The 15,322-nt window shown below is 63.9% G+C and carries 16 protein-coding genes, 2 tRNA genes and 1 pseudogene; 10 read left to right on the plus strand and 9 right to left on the minus strand.

All coding sequences use genetic code 11. The annotated features are described in order from the left end of the window. The first annotated feature begins 91 nt into the window (after positions 1-91). The 3 genes from CP557_RS09315 to CP557_RS09325 all read left to right on the plus strand — a co-directional run bounded on the left by CP557_RS09315 (position 92) and on the right by CP557_RS09325 (position 3,265). A complete protein-coding gene (locus CP557_RS09315; protein ID WP_097379637.1) occupies positions 92-1,180 on the plus strand; it encodes an aminopeptidase in 1,089 nt (362 codons plus the stop codon). Positions 1,181-1,559: 379 nt separating this feature from the next. After that, positions 1,560-2,174: a DUF309 domain-containing protein gene (locus tag CP557_RS09320; RefSeq protein ID WP_097381600.1), complete on the plus strand. Its 615-nt coding sequence runs from the start codon at positions 1,560-1,562 to the stop codon at positions 2,172-2,174. A 218-nt stretch (positions 2,175-2,392) separates the two neighbouring features. After that, positions 2,393-3,265, plus strand: coding sequence for an LLM class F420-dependent oxidoreductase (locus CP557_RS09325; RefSeq protein WP_097379638.1), 873 nt, complete (start codon positions 2,393-2,395; stop codon positions 3,263-3,265). Positions 3,266-3,295: 30 nt separating this feature from the next. On the opposite strand, the gene CP557_RS09330 is transcribed toward CP557_RS09325, so the two are convergent. Both CP557_RS09330 and azf read right to left on the minus strand, forming a co-directional pair. Further along, positions 3,296-4,267, minus strand: a complete 972-nt coding sequence (locus CP557_RS09330; RefSeq protein WP_097379639.1) for an aldo/keto reductase — start codon at positions 4,265-4,267, stop codon at positions 3,296-3,298. Positions 4,268-4,433: 166 nt separating this feature from the next. Further along, positions 4,434-5,207 (minus strand): NAD-dependent glucose-6-phosphate dehydrogenase Azf, encoded by a 774-nt coding sequence (azf, locus tag CP557_RS09335; protein ID WP_097379640.1) that lies wholly within the window; start codon positions 5,205-5,207, stop codon positions 4,434-4,436. A gap of 332 nt (positions 5,208-5,539) precedes the next feature. On the opposite strand from azf, the gene CP557_RS09340 reads away from it, so the two are divergent. Beyond that, a complete protein-coding gene (locus CP557_RS09340) occupies positions 5,540-5,917 on the plus strand; it encodes a dihydroneopterin aldolase family protein (RefSeq protein ID WP_097379641.1) in 378 nt (125 codons plus the stop codon). A 44-nt stretch (positions 5,918-5,961) separates the two neighbouring features. Here the strand turns inward: CP557_RS09340 and CP557_RS09345 are convergent, their stop codons facing one another. After that, a complete protein-coding gene (locus CP557_RS09345; RefSeq protein ID WP_097379642.1) occupies positions 5,962-6,357 on the minus strand; it encodes a CopG family ribbon-helix-helix protein in 396 nt (131 codons plus the stop codon). A 112-nt stretch (positions 6,358-6,469) separates the two neighbouring features. Here CP557_RS09345 and CP557_RS09350 point away from each other — a divergent pair, with 112 nt between their 5' ends. Both CP557_RS09350 and CP557_RS22530 read left to right on the plus strand, forming a co-directional pair. Then, entirely contained in the window at positions 6,470-7,339 is an 870-nt protein-coding gene (locus CP557_RS09350) for a HoxN/HupN/NixA family nickel/cobalt transporter (protein WP_097379643.1), read from the plus strand. Between the two features lie 195 nt (positions 7,340-7,534). Then, on the plus strand, positions 7,535-7,786 hold the full coding sequence (locus CP557_RS22530; RefSeq protein WP_169924363.1) for a hypothetical protein: 252 nt from the start codon (positions 7,535-7,537) through the stop codon (positions 7,784-7,786). A gap of 283 nt (positions 7,787-8,069) precedes the next feature. Here CP557_RS22530 and CP557_RS23570 read toward each other — a convergent pair. Next, positions 8,070-8,400, minus strand: a pseudogene (locus CP557_RS23570) (DUF7845 domain-containing protein). A 206-nt stretch (positions 8,401-8,606) separates the two neighbouring features. After that, positions 8,607-8,680 (minus strand) — tRNA-Phe (locus tag CP557_RS09360). Positions 8,681-8,901: 221 nt separating this feature from the next. Between CP557_RS09360 and CP557_RS09365 the strand changes: the two genes are divergently transcribed. Beyond that, positions 8,902-9,348, plus strand: coding sequence for a DUF7344 domain-containing protein (locus CP557_RS09365; RefSeq protein ID WP_097379644.1), 447 nt, complete (start codon positions 8,902-8,904; stop codon positions 9,346-9,348). A gap of 300 nt (positions 9,349-9,648) precedes the next feature. Here the strand turns inward: CP557_RS09365 and CP557_RS09370 are convergent. Next, positions 9,649-9,722: transfer RNA gene (locus CP557_RS09370), tRNA-Val, on the minus strand. Between the two features lie 62 nt (positions 9,723-9,784). Between CP557_RS09370 and CP557_RS23025 the strand changes: the two genes are divergently transcribed. Both CP557_RS23025 and CP557_RS09380 read left to right on the plus strand, forming a co-directional pair. Beyond that, positions 9,785-10,528, plus strand: coding sequence for a DUF192 domain-containing protein (locus CP557_RS23025; protein WP_097379645.1), 744 nt, complete (start codon positions 9,785-9,787; stop codon positions 10,526-10,528). A 37-nt stretch (positions 10,529-10,565) separates the two neighbouring features. After that, positions 10,566-12,509: an ABC transporter ATP-binding protein gene (locus CP557_RS09380; RefSeq protein WP_097379646.1), complete on the plus strand. Its 1,944-nt coding sequence runs from the start codon at positions 10,566-10,568 to the stop codon at positions 12,507-12,509. A gap of 48 nt (positions 12,510-12,557) precedes the next feature. Here CP557_RS09380 and CP557_RS09385 read toward each other — a convergent pair whose 3' ends face one another. Continuing rightward, positions 12,558-12,902 (minus strand): DUF5789 family protein, encoded by a 345-nt coding sequence (locus CP557_RS09385; protein WP_097379647.1) that lies wholly within the window; start codon positions 12,900-12,902, stop codon positions 12,558-12,560. A gap of 132 nt (positions 12,903-13,034) precedes the next feature. Between CP557_RS09385 and CP557_RS09390 the strand changes: the two genes are divergently transcribed. Continuing rightward, entirely contained in the window at positions 13,035-13,772 is a 738-nt protein-coding gene (locus tag CP557_RS09390) for a creatininase family protein (protein ID WP_097379648.1), read from the plus strand. Between the two features lie 74 nt (positions 13,773-13,846). On the opposite strand, the gene CP557_RS09395 is transcribed toward CP557_RS09390, so the two are convergent. Next, on the minus strand, positions 13,847-14,296 hold the full coding sequence (locus CP557_RS09395) for a DUF5790 family protein (protein ID WP_097379649.1): 450 nt from the start codon (positions 14,294-14,296) through the stop codon (positions 13,847-13,849). A gap of 270 nt (positions 14,297-14,566) precedes the next feature. Beyond that, positions 14,567-15,172 (minus strand): beta-class carbonic anhydrase, encoded by a 606-nt coding sequence (locus CP557_RS09400; RefSeq protein ID WP_097379650.1) that lies wholly within the window; start codon positions 15,170-15,172, stop codon positions 14,567-14,569. Between the last annotated feature and the right edge of the window lie 150 nt (positions 15,173-15,322).

Here is a 15,322-nt window from a genome sequence, read left to right on the forward strand (position 1 = left end):
CGCTCACGGCTCGCAGCCACTCTCCTCACAGTTGCCCGGAGTTTTCGGTCCGAACGGGGAGCGTTTAGTAGCCCGCTCGAGAGTGACGGGTATGGACGAACGCGTACGCGAACACGCCGCCGTGTTGGTCGATTGGAGCGCTCGCGTGGCGGCCGGTGACAACGTCGTCTGCTCGGTGGGACCCGACGCCCACGAACTGGCGGTCGCCGTCGCCGAGAAACTCGGCGAACGGGGGGCGAATCTGCTTGCGACGTACAGCGCCGGCGAGATCACGCGGGCCTACCTCCGGGCCCACGACGGTGAGTTCGACGAAAATCCGGCCCACGAACTCGCACTCCTCGAGAACGCCGACGTCTACCTCTCGCTTGGCGGGGGGCGGAACACGAGTGCAACGGCCGACGTTCCCGGCGAGCAGCGCCGAGCCTACAACGGTGCCAGAAGCGACATCCGCGAGACGCGGCTGGGAACCCGCTGGGTGTCGACGGTCCACCCGACCCGCTCGCTCGCCCAGCAGGCCAACATGGCCTACGAGGAGTACCAGGAGTTCGCCTACGACGCGATCCTCCGGGATTGGGAGTCGTTGGCCGACGAGATGGCCCAATTGAAGGAGCTTCTCGATGCCGGCTCCGAGGTGCGGCTGGTCTCGACGGACACCGATCTCACGATGAACATCGAGGGACGGACGGCGGTCAACAGCGCCGCCTCGGTCGCCTACGATTCCCACAACCTCCCGAGCGGCGAGGTCTTCACCGCCCCCTACGCGACCGAGGGCGAGGTGACCTTCGACGTGCCGATGACGGTGCGTGGCGAGTCCGTCCGGAACGTCCGCCTCGCGTTCGCCGACGGCGAGGTGGTCGACTACGACGCCGACCAGGGAGGGGCGGTCATCGGCGACATCCTCGAGACCGACGCGGGCGCGCGCCGACTCGGCGAACTCGGGATCGGCATGAATCGCGGGATCGACCGCTACACGGACAACATCCTCTTCGACGAGAAGATGGGCGAGACCGTCCACCTGGCGCTTGGCCGGGCCTACGACGCCTGTCTCCCCGAAGGCGAATCCGGCAACGAGTCGGCCGTCCACGTCGATCTGATCACCGACGTCAGCGAGGACTCCCGCCTCGAGATCGACGGCGAGGTCGTCCAGCGCGACGGCACCTTCCGCTTCGAGGAGGAATGAGTTTCGCGGGCGCTCGCGTCGCGGGCGAGTCGACAGGGCTGGATCGTTCGGTCGAACTCGGCAACGCCGCGTTGCCCGGTAGGAAGTGATTACGATCCGCAGATGGCTACCAGCGACCCGTAAATAACAGCATACTAATATCTACGACGAACGTTACATCGACTCCCGCCACACCGGTGGCGGCCAGTAACCGGTTGGGATACCGCGTCCCGGAATCCACCCGTCCACAGTCTGCCCCACCCAGCTGGTGTCGACGGTGGCTATCGGCCGGCGACCGGCGGTTCGTCAGCCTCACCTGACGCAGGTCGCCGCTGCCGACGAGCGATCGTCCGACACCGTTTTCGTCACGTTCTCGAGTCTCGAGCCCCAACGGACACCTATGCGCGATCGGCTCCGGGCCGGCGTCGCCGTCTTCAACGATGGTCACTACCACGCCGCCCACGACGCCTGGGAGGGCCGCTGGCTCGAACTCGAATCGGGGAGCGACGACGAACGACTGCTCCACGGACTGATCCAGTACAGCGGCGCGGTCTTCCACGCCCGCGAGCGCAACTGGGAGGGCGCGGTCGGGCTCGCGAAAGGCGCCGGCGACTACCTCGCGGCGCTGCCGGCCGACTACCGCGAGCTTCGGCTCGATCCCGTCCGCTCGTTTCTGTCTCGGCTCGCGGCCGATCCCGAATGCATCGAGCGCCGGCCGCCGGTGTGGATCGAGCACGAGGGTCGAGCCCCGACGCTGTCGGCGCTTGGATTCGAGCCGACCGCGATCGCTGCCGTCGTCCTCGCCGAGGAGTTCGGCTACGACGAGGACCCCGTCGAGCAGGCCCGACGGTACGCACGGCAGGATCTCGAGGCCGGCGAAGACGGGAGCGTGTTCATCACGCTCCTGTTCGATTTCGTTCGCGAGGACGAGACTCGCGGCATCATCTACCAGCGGCTGACGGATCACGTCGGCAGGCGACGGGCTCGCGAGGGGGACGTCGAAGGGCTGTTCTAATCGCTTGAAATCTCGGCGGAGACTCGAGTCGTGTGGCAGTTCCGTGTACTGGAGCGATGTGACCTGCCGCTACCCATCCGACTGTTCGCGGAACCGCGGGTTCCGTGCTACCGTTCGACAGCGCGCGCCACCGCGCGTGGACGATCGCATGAGTCGTCGGATCGTGATAGCTTCAGCGACAGGTACATTTTCAAGTTCGACCCGGTCGAAGGCCGTGTATGGAAATCGGTACCGTACTCCCGCAACTCGAGATCGGACACGATCCGGAGACGATCGCCGGCTACGCACAGCGGGTCGAGGCGTCGGGCTACGAGCACGTCCTGGCGTACGATCACGTCCTCGGCGTGAACCCGGATCGGGAGGGCTGGGACGGGCCCTACGACTACGAAAATACGTTCCACGAGCCCCTGACGACGTTTTCCTATCTCGCCGGGCGGACGGACGAGCTGGCCGTTATGACCGGGATTCTCGTCTTGCCACAGCGCCAGACGGCGCTCGCGGCGAAGCAGGCCGCCCAACTGGATCGCTTCACCGACGGCCGGTTCCGCATGGGAGTCGGCGTCGGCTGGAACGAGCCCGAGTACGTCGCCCTCGGCGAGGACTTCTCGCGGCGAGGGAACCGCATCGAGGAACAGGTCGAGGTGCTCCGACGGCTCTGGACGGACGACCTCGTCGACTTCGACGGCGAGTTCCACGAGATCCCCGACGCCGGCATCCGACCGCTACCGGTCCAGCAGCCGATCCCGCTCTGGATGGGCGGCATGGCCGACCCGGTCAAACGCCGCGTCGCCCGCATCGCGGACGGGTGGCTGCCGCAGTTCCAGCCCGGCGACGAGGCCCAGGAGCACCTCGCGGACCTCTACGAATACGCCGAGGACGCCGGCCGCGACCCCGACGAGATCGGCCTCGGCGGCCGAATGTACGCCGTTCCGGGCGAGGAAGACGAGTGGATCGAGCGCGCACAGGCCTGGCGGGACCTCGGGGCCGACTTCCTCTCGATCACGACGATGTACCAGGGGCTCGAGGGCGAGGAGCACACGGCCCACGTCGAGCGGGTCGCGGCGGTACTGACCGAAACCGGGCTGTTGTAACGTGCAGGCGGCCGCGATCGGTTCCCACCCCTACTCGTGGCCCGCGACCGGCAGCGGCTCGTACGGCTCCTCGAGGTACTCCATGTCCGAGTCGGAGAGATCGATCTCGAGCGCTTCGACGGCGTCCTCGAGGTGTTCGATGCTGGTCGTCCCGACGATGGGGGCGTCGACCCACTCCTTGTGCAACAGCCAGGCCAGCGATATCTGGCCCATCGAGACGCCCTTTTCGGCGGCGAGTTCCTGAATCCGTTCGTTGATCGCCTCGCCGCCGCCCTGGAGGTACGACATCTGCTCGAGGTACTGGTCGGTCTGGCCGCGCGTCGTCGACTCGATCTCCTCGTGGGGACGGGTGGCGACGCCGCGGGCCAACGGCGACCACGGGACGACGCCGATGTCTTCCCGGTCACACAGCGGCAGCATCTCGCGTTCCTCCTCGCGATAGAGGACGTTGTAGTGGTTCTGCATCGTCGCGAACCGCTCGAGGCCCAGCGCGTCGCTGGTATGGAGTGCGTCGGCGAACTGGTGGGCCCACATCGACGAGGTGCCGATATACCGCACCTTCCCCCGTCGGACCGCGTCGTCGAGCGCGCGCAGGGTCTCGTCGATCGGCGTCTCGTAATCCCACCGGTGGGTCTGATAGAGATCGATGGTGTCCATCCCCAGTCGGTCGAGGCTGGCCTCGAGTTCCTGTTCGATCGCCTTCCGCGAGAGCCCGCTCGCGTTCGGATTGTCGGGATCCATCTCGGCGAAGCCCTTCGTCGCGACGACCTGCGAATCGCGGTCGTAGCCCGCGAGGGCCTCGCCCAGAATTTCCTCGGACTCGCCCGTGGAGTAGACGTTCGCGGTGTCGAAGAAGTTGATCCCGAGATCGATCGCGCGCTCGATGAGGGCTTTGCTTTCCTCGGGCTCGAGCATCCACTCCTGGCCGGTGCCAAAGCTCATACAGCCCAGACAGATTCGACTGACCGTCATCCCCGTCGATCCGAGCGTCGTGTATTCCATAGAACCAGTTGCGATGGCCGGCACCAAAACGTCGTGGCTCGTCCGAACGGATTGCCGACTCTCGCGGGCGCAGGGTCGGCGCGTCGGTACTGCGATGGCGCCGCTGTCGAGCGGTTTGTGACAGTCGTCAGTCCGGGTGGGGAGTGACTCGGCGACGTGGGGCCGATCAGGTATCGGGTTCGACGACCTGCTCCTCGCCGTCGAAGTGTGCGGAGTTGTCTCGTGGCCTGTAGCCCAGGACCTCGCGGGCCCGCTCGAGCGAGTAGTACTTGCGGTCGTTGTCGGAGATGCCGTAGACGATCTCGTACTCGTAGTCGGCGCGGATACAGCGGTCGAACAGGCGCGCGCAGTCCCGATAGGAGAGCCACATCGCCTGCCCGCGCTCGTAGTCGATCGGCGGGTGGCCTCGGGTGAGGTTCCCGATGCGGACGCAAACGACCGAGAGGTCGTATTCGTCGTGGTAGTAGCGACCCAGCGTCTCGCCGGCGGCCTTCGAGACGCCATAGAGGTTGCTCGGCCGGGGGAGTTCGGTGCCGTCGAGGAGGTAGTCGTCGTGCTCGCGGTAGAGATCGGGCGTCCGCTCGTCGGTCTCGTAGTTCCCGACGGCGTGGTTCGAGGAGGCGAAAACGACCTTCTCGACGCCCGCGTCGACGGCGGCCTCGAAGACCGTCTGCGTGCCGTCGATGTTGTTGGTCAGTACGCTGTCCCAGGGGGCCTCGGGACGCGGATCGCCCGCGAGGTGAATCACGACGTCGATCCCCGCCATCGCCTCGCGGACGGCCTCCTCGTCGGTGATGTCCGCGACGACGAACTCGCCCGGTTGGTCGTCCGTCGGCGGATCCCGATCCAGTAACCGCCATTCGTGGTCGTCCGCGAGGCCGCCGAGGATGGCCTCTCCGACCCGCCCCGCAGCCCCCGTGAGCAGGACTGACTGTGCCATTCGTTCGGTGTGAGGGACAGCGTCGATAAGTACCATGCGGTTCGCCGTCGGCGCGTGCGGTAATGGCACGCGTCTCCCTAGCGGTGAGACACTCGGTTATCGTCTCGGTTTCGTCACGTCCGTTCCCCGCCGCTGCTCTTCCGTGCGGTGTGCACGCTGTGTCACGGTGCGGAGTGCGAGGGCTGGGCGGAGCGGACCGCAGTCGACTCGGGAACGTGTGGCCCATCGTGGTGCGACGGTCGCAGACCGCTCGTCGTCCCCGATCGACGGTCTCGGCCGAGAACTCCACCCGCATCGCAATCCCCTTCCCGACCGCACGCGAGCACTCACGCATGTCACCGACCGAACCGCCGACCGACGCCCAGACCGCCTGCTTCGAGGCCGGTATCAAGTTCGGCTCGCTGTACCACCAGTTCGCCGGCACGCCCGTCTCGCCCGAGAGCGCGCCGAGTCTCGCGACCGCCATCGAAGAATCGATCGAGAACCAGCCCCACTGTACCGAGGTGACCGTCGCCGTTCGAACCGAGGAACTCGAGGCCGAACTCGCCGAGTCGACGGCCGACTACACCGAACTGACCGGTCGCTTCCTCGAAGTCGAGATCGTCGTCGACTACGAGGGGTGGACGGTCGTTACCCGGATGGAAATGGAGGACGGCTATCCGCTGATGCGACTCGAGTCGGTTCGCGAACGGGCGTCGTCGGATCGGTAATCGAGTCCGCCGGGTAGGTCGAGGACGACTTCGCAACTCGGCCGCTACGGAGTTGGATTTCGAATCACCATGACCTTTACCCGCTGTACGCCGTCGAAATCACGGAGTTGGTAGGTCAGTTCCCGCACCTGTTCGGCGTCCCCGCGGCAGAACAGCGACTCGAGACACCACTCCCCCTGATGGGTGTGGCTCGTGCTCTGGATTACGTCCTGATAGTCGTGCTGGACGGTGTGGAGTTCGCCGATCACCTCGTGGTGGCGATAGTCGAAGCCGACGAGCGCGACGACCTCACCGGCCCGTTCCTCGAGCCTCGAGTGGGATTCGATATACTCCGACATCGCTTCTCGCACCGCCCGCGAGCGGTTCTCGATTCCTTCTTCGGTCCAGACCCGATCGAACTCCGCGACGATCTCGTCGGGAATGTTAAAACTCGTCCGCATACGAACCGGTTCGCCACGAGGACACAAGATAGCTCGTATGACGATACCCCCGGTTGGATATTAACAACCCCTATGAACCCAGGTTTCGGATGTTCTCGCACGTTACACCTCGATGATAGGGACGGACGCATCCGGGCTGTTCGTCGGGGCGATCACGCTCGGGGTCATACACGGTATCGAACCGGGCCACGGGTGGCCGATCGCCGCCGCGTACGCCCTCGATCGGACCAACAAGTGGGCCTACGGGCTCGCGGCGAGTCTACTCATCGGGATCGGCCACCTGATAAGCAGCATCGCGATGGTCGGCGCGTTCTTCTACGCGACATCGTATTTCGACCTGACGCGGCTCAACGAACCGCTCACCGTCCTCGGTGGGGTTCGAATCGGCGGTCCCGTCAGTATCGTCGCCGGGGTCGTCCTCATCGCCCTCGGGATTCGAGAATACCGCCACGGCCACTCACACGCGGGCGAGACGGACCCTCATGCGGACGAAACGCACCCACGCGCGGACGAAGCGCATTCCCACGACGACCGGGTTCACGACCACGACCACGACCACATCCACAACCACAACCACGACGAGTCCCGCTCGGAGGGTGGCGTCCTCGCTCGACTGTCGCGCTCCCTCCCGTTCGTCGATACCGATTCCCGCTCGCACACTCACTCCCACTCGAGAGACGACCTCGAGGCGGCCGCCGACCGCGGTTTGCTCGACATCGCGTGGGTCGCGTTCGTCCTCGGATTCGCCCACGAAGAGGAGTTCGAGATCATCGCACTCTGTGCCGGCTCGACCCACTGTCTCGAGTTGATGAGTGCGTACGCGATCACGGTCGTCCTCGGAATCGTTAGTCTCACGATGCTCTTGATCGCAGGCTATCACCACTCCGAGGAGCGGGTCGAAAAATACACGCCCTACCTGCCCCTCGTCTCCGCCGTGGTTCTCGTCGGCATGGGCGGTGGATTCGTTCTTGGCGTCTTCTGATGCGGACTGCTGTCAGTCAGTGTCGACGAATCCACGTCTCGTCCGTGGGTTCGCCGGTCAATCGATACAGCAGACCGCATGAAACCACGGCACGGCCGGGTCTGGGACGCAGCTCGTGGCCACTGACCGAGCCGTCCCTGTAATAATCACCGCACGTCACTATACACCGAATCGCACGACAGCGTTGCGATCAGTGTGTCACTCGTTTCAGTTGCTACTATCGCCGGCACCGAAATCGGTCGCAGCGATCAGCGGGACTCCCGTTCGCCGGAATTCGAACTCGAGACCGTGCTCCGGCCGGTTTGGCCGCTGTTAGAACTCCCTGTCGGTCGCTTCTTCCGCCGTCTCCTCGGCACCTTCTGCTATGGCTTCATCTACCCCACCGGAGATATAGCCCTCGACTATTTCAGCCAGTATCTTGATTATATTCACGGCAGTGAGTTTTGACTCTATATATAATAACGGACTGTCTCGAGAGTGCCCACCCATTCGTCTCGGACGCTTGGTAGACAGGTTCGATCTACTGCCGGTGAAAGCGAACTCTCCGAATCATTACGCTCGGGCCCACGTGCGGTGCAGTCCCAAAGTAACTCGAGTAAGCATGACATAACTCCAGCGAAGCGTTGATTCCAGAGCGTTACTCGGACAACTCGTTTGGATAGGGCTTGCACGGTTTTCGTTACAGTCCTTCGCGGATATTAAAAACACGCTCAAGCACTGTAACGGGTTGTCATTGAATATCTCCTGGGGCGAGAGCGTGCTGGATCAGCGGATGATAGCGATCGAATTCGATATTCGAGCCCTGAACGTGGAGATTCACCCCTTCCTCGAGATCATCGGGTATGGAGATCGTCCCGCCACCCTTGCTCGGCATTTCCTGCCAACGCGAAGCGATGTGAGTCTGGAGCGATCGCTCACCGACGACGTCGTCGCCGCTCTCTACGCTGCCTCCCGTCGCCGTCCTTGATCCGACTGTCCCACGCGAAGAACGGATCGAGACCGTGTGCGGCGAAGCGATAGTGGGCCGCGAACTCGTGGGGCGCGGTCTCGATCGGTTGCACCCGCGCTCACTCCCGTGACGAGAAGCGACGAACAGACCCCTGAGTAGGGGGGGTGTCGTTCCGGCGTGTAAACCGAGACGGTCATGCCGCCTCCCGGATTTGAACCGAAATCAGACGTGCTCGCTTCGCTGCGCGCGACTGATAGGGTTCAAAATCCGTTCGGCGTCGTTTCTTCGGCTACTCACTTCGTTCGTAGCCTCAGAATATGCCGCCTCCCGGATTTGAACCGGGGACAGCTCGATCTTCAGTCGAGTGCTCTCCCAGTCTGAGCTAAGGCGGCGCACCTCTATCTCCGTCCATGGTATAAAAAAGGATTTCGAATCGGAATCGTTGTTCCGCCCAGCTTACACGAAGCCCTACCGGGATCCGAACACTCGAGTATGATCTCGAAAACTCGAGAAGAGGGACGATACTGTGACATCCATGTTCGATTACCTGCCGTCTGTTGGAACATCGGATATTCAAGACACCCTTTTGCGCCCTGGAAGGTAATATCGTGTTATGGCAGCCCTTACCTCGAGTCAAGAGAACCAAGAACTCGATGCCGACACGATCCTCGAGCTGTTAGCGAACCGCCGGCGTCGATATCTCCTCTATGCGCTGCGCGGACAGGACGATCCCATCGAACTCTCGACGCTGGCCGAAACGGTCGCGGGCTGGGAACACGACGTGCCGCCGGACGAGGTCGCGAAAAACGAGTACAAGAGCGTCTACGTCTCGTCGGTTCAGTGCCACGTTCCGAAACTGGACGACGCGGGCGTCGTCAATCACAACGAGGACAACCACACCGTCGTCCTCGCGGACAGCTTCGAGCAACTCGAGCCGTACCTCCAGGTCGTCGTCGAGGACGAACCGGAGAACTCCACGCTGTACGCCGCCCTCCAGACCGAGTCCGGCGATGGCCTGCTCGGGCAGATTCGGGAGAACGTCGCGCGACTCAAGCAGTGACTCCCCTCGAGGTGTCGCGATCGTGACAGCGATCGGGTCGAATCGCGTTCGTGCGTGAGTCGAATTCGGTCGGGCTGTGTCTCTCGCTCGAGCGTACCGCGTCCGCACTCGTCTCCGTCTCTGTTGCTCACGAGGTTTCGCGTCACACACCTGCTGCTCGCGAGAGTGCTCGCAGCAGGAAGTGGGCTCGGGCGGGTTCGAACCACCTGAACTTCGCTCGCTTGCGCTCGCTCGTTCCGTCGTTCGAACCGCCGCTCGATCACAATGCTGCCGCTCACGAGTTGTTCGCGGCAGCAATAGTGGGCTCGGGCGGGTTCGAACCACCGACCTCGGCCTTGTAAAGGCCGCGTCATGACCAGCTAGACCACGAGCCCGTACCCGAGACGAGTAGATCCGTCCGAATAACCTTTACTCTCTCGTCGCGCAGCTATCGTCCATGGCCTTCGAGTACGTATGGAAGGGAGTGCTGGTGATTGCGATCCTTTCTATCGCCGGCGTCGTCCTCGTTCAGGCGGGACTCGTTTCTGCTCCCTGGGGCCCTGACGAGGGAGAGGTTCGCGTTTTCGGGGACGACTCCGACGGCGGATCGACCGGCGAAGTCGAAAACGAACCGGGCACTGAAGCCACCGCCGACAGCGGTGACTCCGCAACCGACACCGATGGGACCGACGACTCGAGAGACGAACCCGACAGCCCCGATGGCAACGCTAGTGAACCGAAAGCCGTCGTCGATGTCGAAATCGCGGACTCCGCTACGGAACGGTACACCGGCCTAAGCGACCACGACACCCTCGAGCGGGGCACTGGGATGTTGTTCATCCACAGTAGCGAGGACGAGCAAACCTACGTGATGCGCGAGATGGACTTCGATATCGATATTATCTTCATCGGTGCCGACCGCGAGATCACGACGATCCACCACGCCCGCGCGCCCGGTCCAAACGAGAACGGGAACGATCTCCAGTACTCGGGCCAGGCGAAGTGGGTCCTCGAGGTGCCACGCGGGTACACGAACGAAACGGGGATCGAAGTCGGTGACGAGGTTGAGATCGACCTCGAGTCGAACCGAACGATCATTACCAGTGTCGGTACCGACGCGCCCGAGCGAGTCGCCGCGACGGCGGATCGCGACGTGGTCGCACCCGAAGCCGTCGCCGCGGGGACCTATTTCGATTCGTAGGTAATTCTTATTGCCTGCGGCCCCCGAAGCCAGTGCAATGAGTAGTGCCGACTGGGACGAAGACGACCCCTTCGAGGAACAACGGGAAGAGATCGAGAACCCGATGAAGCGACTGTTCCTCGAGTACGGGTCGGACTACATCGGTGCGGCAACCATCGGTGTTATCGCGAGTTTCTTCGCCCGGATCCTGGATCTGCTTCCCGCGCTCATGCTCGGCGTCGCGATCGACGCCGTACTCCGTCAGGATTCGAATATCGGGTACGCCGAGGCGTTCCCGGTCGGCAGCGGGTTCATCGCACCCTACGTCCCCGACGGACGGATGGCCCAGTTCTGGCTGACGATCGGGATCATCGCGGCTGCCTTTCTCTGTTCCGCGGTCTTTCACTGGACTCGAAACTGGGGGTTCAACACTTTTGCCCAGAACGTCCAACACGACGTCCGGACCGACACCTACGACGAGATGCAGCGCCTGGACATGGGATTTTTCGCCGACAAACAGACCGGCGAGATGATGTCGATCCTCTCGAACGACGTCAACCGCCTCGAGAAGTTCCTCAACGACGGGATGAACTCCCTGTTTCGGTTGCTCGTGATGGTACTCGGCATCGGTGGCCTCCTGTTCGCGATCAACAGACAGCTCGCGCTGGTCGCCTTGCTGCCCGTCCCGTTGATCGCCGTTTTCACCTATCTGTTCATTCAGACTATCCAGCCGAAATACGCGCAGGTTCGCTCGACCGTCGGCAAAGTCAACTCCCGACTCGAGAACAACCTCGGGGGCATTCAGGTCATCAAGTCCAGCACGACCGAGTCGTACGAGTCCGACCGGGTCGAAGACGTCTCTCGGGAGTACTTCGACGCCAACTGGGGCGCGATTCGAACCCGGATCAAGTTCTTCCCCAGCTTGCGCGTCCTCGCGGGGATCGGCTTCGTCATCACCTTCCTCGTCGGCGGCCTCTGGGTGATCGAGGGGCCGCCGGGCCCGTTCTCGGGCGAGCTCACCACCGGGATGTTCGTCGTCTTCATCCTCTACACGCAGCGTTTCATCTGGCCGATGGCTCAGTTCGGCCAGATTATCAACATGTACCAGCGCGCTCGCGCCTCGAGCGCCCGCATCTTCGGGCTGATGGACGAACCAAACCGGGTCGGGGACAAGCCCGACGCGCCCGATCTCGAGGTGACCGACGGCCGCGTCGAGTACGACGACGTCTCCTTCGGGTACGACGAGGAGACGATCCTCGAGGACATCGACTTCACGGTCGAGGGCGGCGAGACGCTCGCCCTGGTCGGCCCCACCGGAGCCGGCAAGTCGACGGTACTCAAGCTCCTCTTGCGGATGTACGACGTCGACGAGGGCGAGATCCGTGTCGACGGCCAGCGAGTCCAGGACGTAACCCTCCGGAGTCTCCGCGAGTCGCTGGGCTACGTCAGTCAGGACACCTTCCTCTTCTACGGCAGCGTCGAGGAGAACATCACATACGGCAGCTTCGACGCCGACCGCGAGGACGTGATCGAGGCCGCGAAGATGGCCGAGGCCCACGAGTTCATTCGGAACCTGCCGGAGGGGTACGATACCGAGGTCGGCGAACGCGGCGTCAAGCTTTCCGGCGGCCAGCGCCAGCGGCTCTCCATCGCCCGCGCGATCCTCAAAGACCCCGACATCCTCGTCTTGGACGAGGCGACCAGCGACGTCGACACCGAGACGGAGATGCTCATCCAGCGCTCGATCGACGAGCTCGCGGAGGACCGAACCACGTTCGCCATCGCCCACCGACTCTCGACGATCAAAGACGCCGATCAGGTCCTCGTCCTCGAAGGCGGCGAGATCGTCGAACGAGGGACCCACGAGGAACTACTCGCAAACGGCGAGCTCTACTCCCATCTCTGGGGTGTACAAGCCGGCGAGATCGACGAGTTACCACAGGAGTTCATCGAACGCGCCCAGCGCCGGCAGGCGCGGACGGAAGTCGGCGACGACGACTGACGATCGAAACGGATCGAATCCGAGATCGATCGACTCCCGGGCGTCGGGCTAGAACGATTCCTGTCCTTCCTGGCCGCCCTGATCCGGTGCCCCCTCCTCTTGGCGATCCTCGCCCGACGCGGGCGGCGTGCGGTCGCTGTAGTTCTTCCGACCGATGGCCTCGTCGCCGACCATGTTCATGATCGCCCCCTCGACCTCGCCGTAGTCCTGATACTCGTCTTCGTTCAGCGGCCCGATGAGGTCCTCGAGGGTCGTCGTATTGCCGCTCATCTCGACCGTTTCCTCGCCGTGTGCCTCGAGGAGTTCGTCGTGGCCGATCGGGTACTCCAGGTTCTCGAGTGTCTCCTGTAAGTCGCCGAGTTCGACGCCGAGCTCGCGGCTGTCGTCTGGCATACTCGGTGATTGGTCACGGAGCGGAAACCGGTTGGCCCTGCGCACGCCACGGGAGCGACCCAAGCCGTCCGTGGGTTCGCGCCGATCGCACCCACCGGGAGTTTCATCACCGTCCGGTCGGTGTACTCGCGCATGAACCTCTCCGACGCGACGTGGACGGACGTGAAGGATCTCGAGACGGATCTCGCGGTCGTCCCCGTCGGCAGCACGGAACAGCACGGCCCCCACGCGCCCCTCGGGACGGACGTGCTGACGGCCGAGGCGGTCGCCGACGCCGGAGTCGAGCGGGTCGATCGCGAGGTCGTTCGTTCGCCGGCGATTCCGGTCGGGATCGCCGAGGAACACCGCCAGTTTCCCGGTACGATGTGGGTCTCCGCGGATACCTTCCGAGACTACGTCGGCGAGGCCGTCACGAGCCTCGCTTCTCACGGATTCGACCGCGTCGTCCTCGTCAACGGCCACGGCGGCAACGTCGACGCCCTCCGTGAGGTCGGCGGGCGGCTCACGCGAGACGGTGACGCCTACGCCGTTCCCTTCACCTGGTTCGAAGCTGTCGGCGAGCACGCCGCCGACATGGGCCACGGCGGCCCCCTCGAGACCGCGCTCCTGCGCCACTGCGAGCCGGACCTGATCCGGGAAGACCGGATCGACGAGGCGCGAGCCGGCGCTGCCGACGGCTGGGGGGAGTGGACGAGTCACGCGAATCTCGCCTACGATGCGGCGGAATTTACCGAAAACGGCGTCGTCGGTAATCCGGACGAGGGCGACGACGGGCGAGGGGAAGAACTGCTCGAGGGAGCCGCCGACGCGCTGGCTCGGCTACTCGAGGCGGTCGCCGAGCGTGACGTGTCCCGCCCCGAGAGCCGATAACGTCCGAGACCGCTTTGGCCGGCGGTCGACGGTGGCGATCTATTCGTCGGCGATAAGACGGAGGGGCGATTCGATTACTCCTCGTCTTCGTCCGCGTCGTCACCGTCGTCCGTCGCTTCCGAGTCGCCTGCCGGACCGGCGTCCTGGAGCGTCCCGCGAAGCGCCGGAATCGTCGACGTGAGTTCGCCGACCTGCTCACCCGCCTCCGAGATGTCCGTAATCGCCTCCTCGAGGTCGGCGATCTCTTCCTCGAGATCGTCGGCGTCGTCGAAGGCGTCGGCCCGCTGGCCCATCGTGAACCACTTCTTCGCGTCGCGGAGGTGTTCCTCGGCGTCGCCGGCCTCGAGCGTCGAGTTGAGTCCGTTGAGTACGCCAAGCACGTTATCCGCGTCGGTCTCCCAGACGTCGTCGGCGTCGGGCAGCGTGGCCCAAGCGTCCTCGAGCGAGGACTCGACGTCCTCGCGCATTTCGTTGGCTGCTTCCCCGAACAGTTCCTCGTCGTCGCCGAGCGTGGCTTGGCTCATGTCATCGTGTTTGCGGGCACCATGGTTAAAAGATAGCCCGAAAGTGAAAGTGAAATCGGTCGGGAGCGGATCGATATCGGTCGAACGGCGACAGAATTTCGAAAGAAACGTCGGTGGGTCGAGTAGCCACTGAAACGAGTGACACACTAATCGCAACGCTGTCGTGCGATTCGGTGTGCAATGACTTTCGGTTGCTACGATAGTACGAGGGGCAGTCGACGGCGACAACGCTCGAGTCGCCCATCGAAGCGAGTCCCTGCTGACGAATTCTCAGGTCCGTCGCTCGCTAATCTCGTCGCCGACGCGGTCGCCGGGCCGGCGGAGTTCCCCCGACTCGACCTCGTAGACGTATCCGGTCACGGTCACATCGTCCGGAACGAACGACGACTCGCGGAGGTGCTCCACCTGGGCGGCGCAGGCCTCGTCGATGTCGTCCGTCATCTTCACCCAGTCCATGATGTCGGCGTCCCCGATGGTCAACTCGGGCAGCGACGGATCGAGGGGCGTCTCGTCGAGGTCACCGGCCTGTGCCTCGAGTCCCTCGCGAACGGCCTCGTCGGGTGCGCTCATCATTCCGCAGTCGGTGTGATTGATCACGATGATCTCGTCGGTGTCGAAGAAGTTCGTCGTCAGTGCGGCCGAACGGATGACGTCGTCCGTTACCTTGCCGCCGGCGTTCCGGAACACCTGCGCATCCCCCAGTTCGAGGCCCAGCGTCTCCTCGATGGGGATCCGTTCGTCCATGCAGGCGACGACGAGCAGGTTCTCGTTCGTCGGGACGCCCTCCCGACGGCGGCGGGCCCAGGTTTCCCGGTCGTCGACGGTCGCGTCGACCCGTTCGTGGTGGTGGTCGTGGTCGGAGTGGTCGTCGGACATCGAGAACAGACACGGCTGCCAGTAGCTGAATAGTTCCGGTTGCCCTCGCGATTACCGTTATCGGGAAGGTGCGGAGAATGCTACCGGTACTGATCCGGTGATCGACGGTCATTCGCCGGCCAGGTTCCGATTAGCCGTCCGTGTCGACGC

Origin of the sequence: Natrinema ejinorense (assembly GCF_002494345.1) — an archaeon.
Taxonomy (GTDB): domain Archaea; phylum Halobacteriota; class Halobacteria; order Halobacteriales; family Natrialbaceae; genus Natrinema; species Natrinema longum.